The following is a 13,511-nucleotide window of genomic DNA, read 5'->3' on the forward strand; positions in this document are numbered from 1 at the left end:
ATGCTGCGGTCGGCGTAGGGATCCTTCGACTCGGCCGACGCATGCGCTCCGGCCTCGCTCAGGACTTCGCCTGCCGGCTCGGACGCCGGCAAGCCGGCTCAACTTCGACTCATTGCTCGCGAGGGCTCGCAGTTCGCTCAGGATGACAGCTTCTGAATTTCCGCTTGCCAAAGCGGAAGTCGATGAATATTATCCCCCTTCCCCCCTGGAGAGAATTTCAGGGAGGAAAGTCCAGCAAACACAGGAATCGGACCCGGCTTCATGTTTTGGGCAGTGTATCCGCAGGCAAGAGCAGTGAGGTTGCAGGGCTGAAGTCCGCCATGGGCGGGCGAGGGCCCGGCAGCCTTTGTTTTTTGTAAGGTCAACCATCAACCCAGCAGAGGCGAAAGGAGTTTCTTCAGTGAGAGAAAAGGGAACAGTGAAGTGGTTCAACGGGGCCAAAGGATACGGCTTCATCCAACGCTCCACGGGCGAAGACGTGTTCGTGCATTTTTCGGCGATCCAGGAGAACGGATTCCGGACATTGAACGAGGGCGAGACCGTGGAATTCGACCTGCTCAAGGGTCCCAAGGGCTTCCAGGCGGGAAACGTCGTCCGGGGCTAGCTGTCCCCACAGCTTTCGGCCCCTCTCCGTGATTTCGCGGAGAGGGGCTATTTCTTTGCGCTAGTCGAGTTCGAGGGAGACCAGGTCGCGGTTCGCCTGGCCGCCTTCGCGGTAGTTGACGGCCACATCTCGGTCGCGCCAGCCGCAGGAGAAGGCTGGGGCGCCCACCAGCACCAGCGCGCGCGCATCCGCCACCCGCAGCTTCCAGGTTCTCTTGCCGGCGAAGACGGTCAGGACCGCCGCCGGCGGCTGGGAGCACTCCACCTGAAGCAGCTTGCCCTTGAGGAACTTGATGGGGCGGTTGTCGGGCGGCGCGGGCCCCTCTTCACGGGCCACAGGCTGGGCCGGTGCGGGGGTGCGGCGGCGCCACTTCGGGTCGTCGTACTCGGACCAATCCTGGGGCTGCTCGCGGCGGGCGACGACGGGCGGTGGGATCCTGCGCAGCGCAGGCAGCAGCTTGAGGTCGTCGGCGGCGGAGGCGGCGATCTGCGGGTCGTCGCTGTCCTGCAGATATTCGAAGAGCGCGGCAGCGTCGTCCCATTTCTGCGCCAGCAGGTCATACTGGGCCAGGCTGGCGGCGTAAAGATCATTGCGGGGGCTGAGGCGCAGCGCTTTCTTCATGGCGGCGATGGCGGCTTCCTGGTTGCCGATCGAACTCTCGGCGACGGCCAGCAGACTGTAGGCGACGGCAAGGTCAGGAGCGAGGGAGATGGCGGTCTCCGCCTCCTTCTTCATCGTCCAGGGGTTTTCGATGTGGCCGCCGGCGGCCAGGCCCTCGCGGTTCATCAGCAGGGCGAAGTAGTAGTGGACGCTGGCGTCGCTCGAGTCCACGGTAGCGGCCTGGCGGAAGTGCTCGCCGGCCGGGCCGAACTGCTGCTTGCTGAGGTAGGCGGAACCCATCCCGCGGTGGGCGGCGGCGTGGTTGGGCGAGAGCGCGAGCGCCTCCTGGAACTCGCGGATGGCCTGGTCCAGGTAGCCGGGCGAATGCAGATGGAGATCGGCGAGCACGGCTTTCAAGTCAGGCTCGTCCAGCTTGGTGGTGCTGTAGGCCGAGTCGTCGATGCCGGCCGGAGCCTCGAAGGTGCGGGTGGAGGAGCGCACGGGATTGGCGGCATCGCGCAGGATGCGGTCGAGTTGCGCCGGCTGCACGTTGAAGGCGCGGCGGATGGCCTCGGTCGCCGGCAGGCGCTGGTTGTGGAGCAGGTCGAAGTAGTCGGCGGCCTGCGGCAGCTTCCCATTCTCGAAGACGTAGCGCACCAGGAGCCAGGACTCGGCATGGAAGAGGGTGTGCCGTCCGCCGTCGTGGTAGAGCTTCGAGTCGCGGCCCACGGCGAAGAGCTCAGTGACCGGCAGGAGCGCGGCGCCCTGGAGCAGCGACGCCGAAGCCGGGGAACGCCCGACCTCCACTTCCTTGGCCGAGATGCGGATGGTGGAGAAGTACTCGGCGAAGCCTTCGTCGAACCAGGGCTGGGTGCGCGGGTAGTTGGCGTCGAGCAGCAGCTGCGCGTATTGGTGAAGCGTGGTGGGCAGGCTCTCGTTCGAGGAAAGATCGAGGACGAGGAAGTCGCGGTCCTCGCCGGGCTGGAAGAGGCTGGAGGCTTCGACCGGCTTTCCCCGCCAGAAGGGGACGACGCGACGGAAGCCGTAGGAGTTCTCGAAGGCCACGATCTGCAGCGGCACGGGGAGGTTCACGCGGTTGCGCAGCAGGAGGGTGGCGAAGACGCCGCGCATCTGCTCGAACTGGAGCGCCAGCTCGCGGCCGCGGCGGTCGCCGGCGTCGGTGACCACGGAGAGGTGGGGGGAGCGCACCTCCACCCATTGGCCGGCGGCAAAACACGGAGCCAACCCGGAGACCAGGAGGGCGAGAATCAGTCGGCGGTATGGAGCGCGACCCATGGCGGTGAAGAAGACAATGCTAGCACCAGGAGCCGCTCGCGCTCCCTCGCCCATCGCTGCGCTCCGGGGTCGGTCGCGCGGGCTCCCGGTCGGTTGCTAACCCGGCACTTACGTGCCGGGCTACTATCTGGTCGTCCCTGGCGGGACTCGAGCCGCTTCCCCTTTGTCCGGCTGGTCGTCCCTGGCGGGACTCGGATTGCTTCCCCTTTGTGGCGGGCGCAGGCGCGGCCAAGCGAGGGCAGGATGCCCTAACGACACCCGGCAGGACGCTGGCACTACCCTCTGGAGCTACGTGCTTGCGCGGATGCGGCGGGCTTGCGCTGCGCGGCGCTCCGAGGATAGCCTATGTCCACGTGAGCACCGTTGTGGGGACGGTGGAGTTGCCGGCGGGACGCCGGCGCTACCCTGAAAGAGTGGGGATGAAGCCGGGGCCTTTGTGCCCGCGCATCTAAGCCGTCGTGGGGACGCGCCAAACGACATGCTGAGCCGCCGCGAGCGCTACGACATCGACCAGATCAAGGTCGCCAAGCAGGACTCCGAAGAGCGCGTCCATAACTGGAACGAGGTCTATCAGGGCTACACGCCGGAGCTGGCGGTGCTGGAGGCGCAGCGCTGCCTGCTGTGCGAGCACGCGCCCTGCATGCAGGCCTGTCCCGTGCACAACGACATCCCCGGCGCCTTCTACCTGCTGGGCGATGGTGACTTCCTGGGCGCGGCGGAGATATTCCTCGAGACCTCGAACATGCCGGACGTGTGCGGGCGCATCTGTCCCCAGGAAAAGCTGTGCGAGGGCTCGTGCGTGGTGGGGGCACACAAGCCTCCGGTGACCATCGGAAAGCTGGAGTCGTTCGTCTCCGACTACGTGCGCAGGAACTATGGGCATCCGCGACGGTCGCAGGCGCCGCGGACCGGGCGGCGAGTGGCGGTGGTGGGATCCGGCCCCGCCGGACTGGCGGTGGCCGAGGAGCTGGCGATACGCGGGCACAACGTCACCGTTTTTGAGGCCTGGCCCGCGCCCGGAGGCCTGCTGCTCTACGGCATCCCCAACTTCAAGCTCAACAAGGAAGTAGTGCTGGAGAAGCTGAATTACCTGGAGCAGCTGGGCGTCGCCTTCGTCTGCAACTACCGCGTGGGCAAGAACCATCCGGTGGAAGACCTGCTGAAGCTGGGCTACGACCTCATGTTCCTGGGCTATGGGGCGGTCAAGGGCGGGGAGATGAAGATCGAGGGCGAGGAACTGACCAACGTCTACCAGGCCACAGAGTACCTGGTGCGCGGCAACCTTCCGCCGGAGCTTTTGCCGGAGCAGTGGCGCAATCTGCCGGACCCCAAGCCGCATGTCGGGAAAGTGACGGTCGTAATCGGCGGCGGCGATACAGGAATGGACTGCGTGCGCACCGCGCGGCGGCTGAATCCCGAGAGCAAGGTGTACTGCCTCTATCGGCGGACGGAGGCCGAGATGCTGGGGCGGACGGAAGAGCGCGTGCACGCGCGGGAGGAGGGCGTCATCTTCGAGTACCTGACGCTGCCCATCCGCCTGGTGGGTAACGGGAACGGCGAGGTGAAGGCGGCGGAGTGCGTGCGCATGCAACTGGGCTCGCCGGACGCCAAGGGCCGCCGCTCGCCTGTCCCCATCGAGGGTTCGAACTTCATGCTGGAGTGCGACACGGTGGCGCTGGCCATCGGCTATAACGCCGAGACCGAGATCCCGGAGAGCACGCCCGACCTGAAAGCCACCAAGTGGGGAACGATCATCGTCAAGAGCGAAGAGACGGGCGAGACCGACCGCGAGGATATCTACGCTGCCGGGGACGCGGTCCGCGGCGCGGATTTGGTGGTGACAGCGATCGCTGCGGCGCGCAAGGCGGCCGTGGCCATGCATGAAAAGCTCAGCAGGATGGGGCGGAGGGGCGCGGTCCTGGTTACGTAAGGGTCCTTCGACTCAGCCGCCACGGCGGCCTTCGCTCAGGATGACAAACGCACAGCCGAGGACGGCTGTGCCACACGTTCCTAAGTGCTAAGAGCTGAAGGCTAGATGCCGAGCTTCTTGACTTCCTCGTTGTAGTACTTGCGGTAGAGGATGTCCCACTCCTGGGTGCCTTCGAGGATGGTGCGCTTCTGGTTCTCGATCTTGTGGCGGGCGGCGAGGTCGATCTTCTCCTCTTCCTTGAGCAGCTCCTCCAGCAGGCGGCGGACCTCCACGCGGATGGTGTTGCGGTCTTCGAGAAAGTCCACCGCGTCCACCTCGGCCAGGGCGTCGGCGACGCTGTGGGCTAGCTTGTTCACTTTGTCGCGGGAGAGCCTCACAGCACCGCCTTGTACTTGCGCACCAGTTCGTTCTTCACCTTCTTGAACATCTCCTGATAGCTGGCGCCACTCTTGCGCATCTCGTCGGAGTACTGCTCCAGGATGGCGCGCACCTCGTCGTTGATGCGGTCCTCGAGGGCGAGCTCCTCCACCATAGCCGCGTGCACGCGCGCGGTGACGCTGGCGGGGTCGGAGGTCTCAATGAACTCGCCAGCGATCAGTTTTTTGGCGACTTCGCGGGCCAGATAGCCCACGTATTCCCTGGAGAGCATCATCGGAAGCGAACGAAATGCCTGTGCGAATTGAAAAGTCTAACACAGGATAGGGGCGGGTCCTTCGGGCCTGGGTGTTCGGTAGGGGGTCGGTTTGAGAATCAGGATTCTTGGTCGCTTTTCGGGTATTTGGCGCAAACGTGGAATGCGAAGTCGCTGTCCCTCTGCAATTCAAAGTTTCGCAGAATCTCCTCCAGGGACTTGCCAGCTGGAACGCTGGGGGTCTGGAAGAGCCAGGCGCATTCGGAGCAGCCCCAACCAACGAGGTCCGGTTTTTCAATCCATACCAACTTACGGGGCATGAGGTCCGGTTTTTCAATCCATACCGACTTACGGGGCATTATGAGATTAGATGCCTGGTTCCTGCGCTGCCTCAGCCATGCCCGTGCCCATGGGTCGCCATCCCTTCGGTCCTCAGTAGTGGCAGGTTTGGGGCAACCCACGACTGGGTTTCCTGACACCAGGGGGCGTTTCCTTAAACAAGACAAAATTCGAAATGCAAAATGCAAACGCAAGACAGGTCCTGAGAGTTGGTGGTTGGGATAGGGTCCTTCGACTCGCGCGTCGCTGCACTCCGCGCTCGCTCAGGATGACAGCAGGCGGGTGGCGAGCATCCAAGCCGAAAAGCGGAGTAAGATGGGGCCGATGCGCCACTCCAGCACGCAGCACGACCTCACCAGCCTGAAGGACGACATGACCGCCTTCATCGAGGGCCACGGCCTGCGGCGCTTCCAGGGATATGTGGCGGAGGAGGTGGCGAGCGTCTCCTGGGACGCGCGCGGCAATCTCGACGCCTGGAAGGATTTTGTGGAGCTGGCCAAGGCCGGCGGCGCCAGCTTTCTCACCATGAACGACGCGCTGCTGGAGCAGTCGGACGTGGATTTTCTGGTAGAGCGGCTGCGCAACTCGCGCTTTCCCTCGGACGAGGACATCGAAGAGGCGCGCTGGTTGCGCACCTACATCGGCAAGACCGGCTTCCTGCAACTGGGCTGGCCGCAGCAGGGCGTGATGTTCCTCTACGAGATCTCGACCTCCTGGTACGACCGCTACCAGGGCCTGCTGGAAATGACCGAGGAGTTCGACGGGACGGTGCCCGACGAGGCCACCGGCCCCGATCCCGACGAAGAGCGCTGAGCTGTGCGCTGGAAGCTGCGCCAGGCCGAGGACGCGGCCGTTTCCCATCTGATTTCGGAAGCGGGACTCTCCCCGCTGATTGCGCGGATGCTGGTGGCGCGTGGAGTGCGCACCGCCGACGAAGCCCGCGCCTACCTCTCTCCCCAGCTTTCCCACCTTCATTCGCCCTACCTGATGTCCGGGATGGGCGCGGCGGTGGAGCGGCTGGAGGCGGCGCTCGAGCGCAAAGAGAAGATCCTCATCTACGGCGACTATGACGTGGACGGCACGGTGGCCATCGTGCTGCTGAAGACGGCCATCGAGCTGCTAGGCGGCACGGCCGACTACCACGTGCCGCACCGCATCCGCGACGGCTACGGCATGAAGGACGAAGTCATCGCGCAGGCCGCGGGCGAAGGCGTGCGGCTGATCATCAGCGTGGATACCGGCATCCGCGCGTTTGCCGCCGCCGAAGCCGCCCAGCGCGCGGGCGTGGACCTGATCGTTACCGACCATCACCTGCCGGAGGGCCAGGCGCTGCCGCGGGCGCTGGTAGTGCTGAATCCTAACCAGCCGGGCTGCGAGTATCCGTGCAAGGCGCTGTGCGGCGCAGGCGTGGCCTTCAAAGTGGCGCAGGCGCTGCTGGAAAAACACGGTCGCGAAAGCCTGTTGCCGTCATTCCTAAAGATGGTTGCCGTGGCCACCATCGCGGACGCCGTGCCGCTGACGGGGGAGAACCGCGTCTTCGCCAGCCTGGGGCTGGCCGGCCTGCGCACGCCTGCCAACCCCGGGCTGAAGGCGCTGCTGGAGGTGGCGGGGCTGGACCGCGGGCCGATCACGGCCGGCGACGTGGGCTTCCGCATAGCGCCGCGCATCAACGCCGCCGGGCGCATGGACGTGGCCCAGGAGGTCATCGAGATGTTCAGCGGGCGCGACCTGGAGCGCTGCCGCGAGATCGCCCAGCGCCTGAACCAGTTGAACGCCGACCGGCAACAGGAGGAGGCGCGCATCGTGGAGGCGGCCTTCAAACGGCTGGACGGGGACCAAGCGCTGCGCGAGTCCTACTGCATCGTGGTGGAGGGCGAGGGCTGGCACCGCGGAGTGATCGGCATCGTGGCCACGCGCGTGGTGGAGCGCTACCACCGGCCGGCGCTGGTGGTTTCCATCGAAGGCGGGGAGGCGCACGGCTCAGGGCGCTCCCTGCGCACCTTCCACCTGCTGGAGGCGCTCGAATCCTGCGCCTCGCTGTTCACCCGCTTTGGCGGGCACGCGTTCGCCGTGGGCTTCGCCCTTCCGGCAGAGCGGGTGCCGGAGCTGCGCGCGGCGCTCGACGGCTTTGCTCGCGCCCGGCTCACTCCGGCGGATTTTGAGCCGATGCTGACCATCGATGGCGAAATCACGCTCGACCAGGTGACTCCGGACTTCCTGCGCGAGACGCAGCGGCTGGCGCCCTTCGGCATGAGCAATCCCCAGCCGGTGTTTGCCGCGCGCGGGGTGCGTCTGGCGCAGCCGCCATTCTTGCTCAAGGAGAAGCACCTCAAGCTGCGGGTGATGCAGGGAGGGCGTGCCTTCGACGCGCTGGGCTGGCGCATGGGGGAGCGGCTCGGGAGCTTCCAGGCCGGGGATTCGCTCGACCTCGCCTTCACGGTGGAGCAGAACCCCAATCCGGAGTTTCCCGGGCTGCAGTTGACGCTGAGCGATGTGGTGCGGGCGGAAGAAAAGTAAAAAGGAAAAGGGAAAAAGGAAACCCCCAGGTCCGTCGACTCTTCCCGCGGTAAAGAAGGCGCGCTGAGCCCTCCCTTCGACTCGCTCGTCGCGGTGCTCCACGCTCGCTCAGGATGACAGCGTTGCCAGCGTAGCTTCGCCCGGCTGCACAGGCGAGGACGCCTGTGCCACACGGTCCGTGGAGCAAGCTTTCGCGGGCGAGGGCGCCCACGCCACACCGTCCTTGCCGGTCACAGCCTGCTGGTGGTTCGCGTAAGATTGGAACGATGCCCCTGAACGTCGCTCGCTTGCGAAAGTGGTTCGTCGTGGCGGCCATCGCGCTGGTGGTGGTGGTCCTGGGGAGCTACCTGTACATGCGGCGGTTGGAGCGGCGCGTGGTAGCGGCGGTGTCCCAGAAGCTGGGCGTGGACATCCAGCAGACCACGCAGGGCTTCTTGCTCTCCAAGTCCGAGGGCGGGCGGACGCTGTTCACCATCCGGGCGGGCAAGGCGGTGCAATACAAGGCGGGCAGACGGGCCACGCTGGAAGACGTGAGCATCCTGGTGTACGGGCGGAAGGCCGAGCGCTACGACCAGATCTACGGCTCGCAGTTCGAGTACGACCCCGCGACGGGCGAGGTGGCGGCGCGCGGCGAGGTGCACATCGACCTGGAGGCGGCGGGGGGTGAGGCGCGTCCCGACCAGGCGCCGCCCACGGAGCTGAAGAATCCCATCCACTTGAAGACCAGCGGCCTGGTCTTCAATCAGAAGACGGGGATCGCGGAGACGCGGGAGCGCATCGAGTTCCGAATCCCTCAAGGGTCGGGGACGGCCCTGGGAGCCCGTTACGACTCCAAGGCCAACCTTCTGACCTTCAGCTCCGAGGTGTGGGTGAAGACCACGGGGCACGAGGGCGCGGAGATCCGCGCGGCGCGGGCCGTCGTGAGCCGGGAGCCGCGGCAGGCGGTGTTCGAAGGGGTCAAGATCGAGCAGCAGGGACGGACGGTGGAGGCGGCGAAGGTGATCGCCTTCCTGCGCGAGAACAACACCGTGGAAAGGATCGCCGCCGAAGGCGGCGTGAAGGTGAGCGAGGGCGGGGAGCACAGCTTTATGGTTCGCGCTCCGCGGGGCGAGTTCCGCATGAACGAGAAGGACGAACTGCACTCGGGGGACCTCTTGGGGGGAGTGACGGTGGAGGCGAGCGGACCCTCGTCGTTTTCCGGCAGTGCCGCCCGCGTGGCCATGGAGTTCGGCCGGGAAAACCGGCTGAGCAAGGTGCGCGCGCTCGACCAGGTGCAGCTGAAGCAAACGCCGGCGCCGGCGAGAGCGAAGGGCAAGAGTTCTCAGAGCCGGCCTGCGGAGCTGAGCGCTGGGACAGTCGAACTGACCGTTGCCGAAGGCCGCAGGGTGGAGCGGGCGCTGATCTCCGGATCGCCCCAGATCCGCCTGCTACCCCTCCGGGGCGCATCGCCGCCCACCACGACCGCGGTCAGCGCCACGCAATTCCAGGCCACGTTCGACAGCAGCAACCGGCCGCGCGCGTTGCACGGGGCGCCGCAGGCGAGGATTGTTTCTTCGACTCCGGGGCAGGCGGATAAGGTGAGCACCAGCCGCGAGCTGGATGTGCTGTTCGACGGCAGCGGCGCTATCGCCGGGGTGACGCAGCAAGGCGACGTGCGCTACACCGACGGAGACCGGCATGCGTCGGGAGAGCGCGGGCGCTACCTTCCGGCTACGGAGACGGTGGAACTGAGCGGGTCGCCGCAGGCGACCGACGGCGCGCTGACCATCACGGCCACGCTGCTGCGGCTGTACCGCCGCAGCGGCGAAGCGGAGGCTCAGGGCGCGGTGAAGACTACCTACCGCGTGGCCGGACGGTCGGCGACTGGAGCGTTGCTGGCTTCTGGCGATCCCATCCACGTCACCGCCGCCAGCATGAGCGCGCACCCGCCCACCGCCCACTATTCGGGAGGCGCGCGGTTGTGGCAGGGGTCGAACATCGTGCAGGCGCCCAGCATCGACTTCGACCGCGAGCGCCGCGCGGTGGTGGCCCAGGGAAGCGCGGCGCAGCCGGTCTCCACCGTCTTCGTGCAGCCGGACAAGCAGGGGAAGCTGGCGGCGGTGAACGTCACGGGAGCGCGACTGGCATATTCCGACCTGGAGCGCAAGGCGCGCTTCGAGGGTGGAGTGACGCTGAAGAGCTCCGAGCAGACGGTGACGGCGGAGACCATGGAGATCTATCTACTCGCGGGAGCCGGGAAGGCCGCACCAGCTTCGGGCGCCGCCAGCCAGGTGGAGCGCGTGGTGGCCACGGGACACGTGGCGATCGAGGCGCCGGGCCGGAAGGCGACGGGTACGCGGCTCGTGTACACCGCAGCCGAGGGGAAGTTCGAGCTGACGGGCGATGCCGCCAATCCTCCCAACCTGACCGATGCCAGGCACGGCACCGCCACCGGGGACTCGGTGACGTTCTATAATCAAGGGGACCGGGTGGTGGTGGGAAGCAGCACCGCCTCCCGCACCGTCACCCAGACGCAAGTCCAAAAATAGATGCAGACGCTGGCGACCGAAGAGATCAGCAAATCCTACCGCGGGCGCAAGGTGGTGAACGGGGTCAGCCTCGAGATCCACCAGGCGGAAGTGGTAGGTCTGCTGGGCCCCAACGGGGCGGGCAAGACCACCAGCTTCTACATGATCGTGGGCCTCACGGCCCCGGACAGCGGGCGCGTGGTGGTGGACGGACAAGACATCACGCGCGTGCCCATGTACCTGCGGGCGCGGAATTTCGGAATCAGTTACCTGCCGCAGGAGCCTTCGATCTTCCGCAAGCTGACGGTGGAGGAGAACATCCTGGCGGTGCTGGAAGCGCAACCCATCTCCTGGCATGAGCGGCGGGAGAGGGTGGAAGCGCTGATCGACCAGCTGGGACTGGGGCAGGTGCGGCGCAACCGTGGCTACACGCTTTCCGGCGGCGAGCGGCGCAAGGTGGAGATCGCGCGCTGTCTGTGCATCACTCCCACCTTCATCCTGCTGGACGAGCCCTTTTCCGGCATCGATCCCATCGTCGTGCTCGACCTGCAGAAGATCATCTTCGACCTGAAGGCCAGCGGCATCGGGGTGCTGGTGACCGACCACAACGTGCGGGAGACGCTCACGGTCACCGACCGGGCGTACATCATCCACGACGGAAAAATTTTCCGTGCCGGGACTCCCGCGCAGCTGGGCAGCGATCCTGAAGTCAAGCGCGTGTATCTAGGCGAGAGCTTCTCGCTGGTGTAGCATTCCAGAAGGGCGGCCCCTCCAGCCGGCCTTGGGTTCCCCATGGCGTTCCTCCAACCAAAATTGAATCTTCGGATCTCGCAGAAGCAGATCCTCACGCCCGGCCTGGTGCAGATGGTCAGCGTGCTGGCACTGAACAAGCTGGAGCTGAAGGACATGATCAACGCCGAGATCGTGGAGAATCCGGTGTTGGAGGAGATGGAATCCAGCGCCCCGCTGCTGGACGAGGTGGCGGGGCGGGAAGAAAAGCGCGATCGCTCCGAGGTCTCCGACGGCGAGGTGACCACGGGGGAGAAGAGCGACCCGTTGGACGAGATCGACTTTGGCTCCTTCTTCCGCGACTATCTCGACCCCGGGTACCGCAGCCCGGCCGCGGAAGTGGTGGAGAAGCCTTCCTTCGAGAACTTCCTCTCCAGTCCCACCACGCTCACCGACCACCTGATGTGGCAACTGGGCTCGCTGCACGTGGGGCCGGAGGTGCGCGAGGCGGCGGAGCTGGTGATCGGCAATCTGGATGACGACGGCTACCTGACCGCCAGCGAGGACGAACTGCTGGGCGCGGCCTGCGTCGAGCCGGCGGCCGAGGAGCCAGCCGCGAAAGAGGAAGAGCAGAGCGCGGAGGCCGAGGTTGACGCAAACGTGGAACACAAGAGCAACGTGATTCCCATGCCGCGGCCGGCGGCGCCCATCCCGGGCCTAAGCTGCGAGGTTCTGCGCCAGGCCATCACGCTGGTGCAGGGGCTGGATCCGGTGGGCGTGGCGGCGCGCGATCTGCGCGACTGCCTGCTGGCGCAACTCGCATACCAGCAGCAGTTGCTGCACCAGCACAGCGCCCAAGCCAACGGCGTCACCCCGGCGCTGCTCGAGGACTGCATAGCCATCACCCGCGACCATCTGAAGGAGCTGCAGAACAAGCAATACCGGGAGGTGGCGCGGGCCATCGGGCGCCCGGTGGAGAGCGTGCTGCCGGCGGTGGAGTACATCAAGACGCTCGACCCGCGGCCGGGGCTGCGCTACAACAAGACGGAGCCGCGCCTGATCGAGCCCGACGTGGCCTTTGTGAAGAACGGCGAGGACTGGGTGGTGATGATGAATGAGGACGACGTGCCGCAGTTGCGGCTGAATCCCGCCTACCGGCGCCTGCTGCGCCGCGATGCGGAGAAAGAGGTTCGAACCTACGTAAAGGAGCGATACAAGTCCGCCATCCAGCTGATCAAGAACATCGAGCAGCGGCGCCAGACCATCACCAAGGTGTGCTACGTGATCATTGAGCGGCAGCGGGAGTTCCTGGACCGGGGCATTGACCAGTTGAAGCCCATGATGATCAAGGACGTAGCCGAGGAAGTGGGCGTGCATCCCTCCACCGTGAGCCGGGCCGTGGCCAACAAGTACGCGCACACGCCCCAGGGAGTGTTCGAGCTGCGGTATTTCTTCAGCGAGAGCGTGGCCGGACCGGAGGGCGGCGGCACCCCGCTGCTGATCTTGAAACGCAGAGTGAAGAAGCTGATCGAGGACGAAGACCCCGCCAGGCCGTTGACCGACGAGCAGATCACCCGCATCCTTCAGTCGCAGGGCATCCAGGTCACTCGCCGCACGGTCGCGAAGTACCGGGAGGACATGCGCATCCCGAGCACCCACCAGCGCAGAGCGAAGAACTAACGTTGCAGTTGGTTCCATACCGGGGTCCCCATCGGGATCCAGAGGAGGAGTCAAATGAGCGTGGAGTACACCGGAAGGCAGTACGAGGTGAGCAGCGCGGTCCGGAAGCAGGTGCAGCACAGCCTGGCGAAACTTCAAAAGATCCTGGGAAGTAATTTTGACACGCACGTGATCCTGGCGGTGGAGAAGCACCGGCACATCGCCGAGATCACCGTCACCGTCCGCGATCACTCCATCGTGGGCCTGGCCCAGGCCAAAGACATGACGGCGGCGGTCGCCGAGGCCCTGGACCGCATCCACGGGCAGGCGGTGAAGTACAAGGGGCGGTGGCGGGCGCGCAAGCGGCATCCGCGGAAGCTTGCGCCGAACAAACGGGCGGGCGCCGCCGGAGAAGAAGAAGGCGGGGCAGTCGTAGGCGAATCCGTCATCGCCTCGGCCCCGGTCCTGGTCCATTCCTTTCCCCCGAGCGTTCGCACAATCGAAGCGCACGTGGTGCGCGCGGAGAACGCAGTCGCCCTGCGTCCCCTGACCTTGGAAGAGGCCATCAAGGAGGCCGAGTTCCGCGATCGCGACGTCTTCGTCTTCCGCGACCCCGAGGGCCGGGTGAAAGTCCTGCACCGGCTGAAGGACGGGAAGATGGAGTTGATTGAAGCGCCGTAGGAACAGGGAAAAGGGAAA

11 protein-coding genes are annotated in these 13,511 nt (G+C 65.9%); 8 read left to right on the forward strand and 3 right to left on the reverse strand.

Annotated features, from left to right (window positions below; genetic code table 11):
* Window positions 1-400 precede the first annotated feature (400 nt).
* The gene (locus VGQ94_02325; protein HEV2021339.1) at window positions 401-604 is read left to right on the forward strand and encodes a cold-shock protein; all 204 of its coding nucleotides are present in this window, start codon (window positions 401-403) and stop codon (window positions 602-604) included.
* Window positions 605-664: 60 nt separating this feature from the next.
* On the opposite strand, the gene VGQ94_02330 is transcribed toward VGQ94_02325, so the two are convergent.
* The gene (locus tag VGQ94_02330) at window positions 665-2,500 is read right to left on the reverse strand and encodes a tetratricopeptide repeat protein (protein HEV2021340.1); all 1,836 of its coding nucleotides are present in this window, start codon (window positions 2,498-2,500) and stop codon (window positions 665-667) included.
* Window positions 2,501-2,978: 478 nt separating this feature from the next.
* On the opposite strand from VGQ94_02330, the gene VGQ94_02335 reads away from it, so the two are divergent.
* Window positions 2,979-4,430: an NAD(P)-dependent oxidoreductase gene (locus VGQ94_02335; protein ID HEV2021341.1), complete on the forward strand. Its 1,452-nt coding sequence runs from the start codon at window positions 2,979-2,981 to the stop codon at window positions 4,428-4,430.
* Between the two features lie 101 nt (window positions 4,431-4,531).
* Here the strand turns inward: VGQ94_02335 and VGQ94_02340 are convergent, their stop codons facing one another.
* Both VGQ94_02340 and VGQ94_02345 read right to left on the reverse strand, forming a co-directional pair.
* Window positions 4,532-4,807 (reverse strand): DUF507 family protein, encoded by a 276-nt coding sequence (locus VGQ94_02340; protein ID HEV2021342.1) that lies wholly within the window; start codon window positions 4,805-4,807, stop codon window positions 4,532-4,534.
* Complete coding sequence (locus VGQ94_02345; GenBank protein ID HEV2021343.1) at window positions 4,804-5,079, reverse strand: DUF507 family protein; 276 nt, start codon at window positions 5,077-5,079, stop codon at window positions 4,804-4,806. The genes VGQ94_02340 and VGQ94_02345 overlap by 4 nt, the downstream gene beginning before the upstream one ends.
* A gap of 603 nt (window positions 5,080-5,682) precedes the next feature.
* On the opposite strand from VGQ94_02345, the gene VGQ94_02350 reads away from it, so the two are divergent.
* From VGQ94_02350 to raiA, 6 genes are all read left to right on the forward strand, one after another.
* Window positions 5,683-6,213 (forward strand): hypothetical protein, encoded by a 531-nt coding sequence (locus VGQ94_02350; GenBank protein ID HEV2021344.1) that lies wholly within the window; start codon window positions 5,683-5,685, stop codon window positions 6,211-6,213.
* Between the two features lie 3 nt (window positions 6,214-6,216).
* Window positions 6,217-7,917 (forward strand): single-stranded-DNA-specific exonuclease RecJ, encoded by a 1,701-nt coding sequence (gene recJ, locus VGQ94_02355; GenBank protein HEV2021345.1) that lies wholly within the window; start codon window positions 6,217-6,219, stop codon window positions 7,915-7,917.
* 266 nt (window positions 7,918-8,183) lie between these two features.
* Window positions 8,184-10,445: an LptA/OstA family protein gene (locus VGQ94_02360; GenBank protein ID HEV2021346.1), complete on the forward strand. Its 2,262-nt coding sequence runs from the start codon at window positions 8,184-8,186 to the stop codon at window positions 10,443-10,445.
* Window positions 10,446-11,174 (forward strand): LPS export ABC transporter ATP-binding protein, encoded by a 729-nt coding sequence (gene lptB / locus VGQ94_02365; GenBank protein HEV2021347.1) that lies wholly within the window; start codon window positions 10,446-10,448, stop codon window positions 11,172-11,174.
* 42 nt (window positions 11,175-11,216) lie between these two features.
* Entirely contained in the window at window positions 11,217-12,833 is a 1,617-nt protein-coding gene (gene rpoN / locus VGQ94_02370; GenBank protein ID HEV2021348.1) for an RNA polymerase factor sigma-54, read from the forward strand.
* A gap of 54 nt (window positions 12,834-12,887) precedes the next feature.
* Window positions 12,888-13,493 carry a ribosome-associated translation inhibitor RaiA gene (raiA, locus tag VGQ94_02375; protein HEV2021349.1) on the forward strand — a complete coding sequence of 202 codons (606 nt, stop codon included), beginning with the start codon at window positions 12,888-12,890 and terminating at the stop codon, window positions 13,491-13,493.
* Window positions 13,494-13,511 lie beyond the last annotated feature (18 nt).

This window comes from Terriglobales bacterium (assembly GCA_035937135.1).
Classification (GTDB): domain Bacteria; phylum Acidobacteriota; class Terriglobia; order Terriglobales; family Acidobacteriaceae; genus DASYVL01.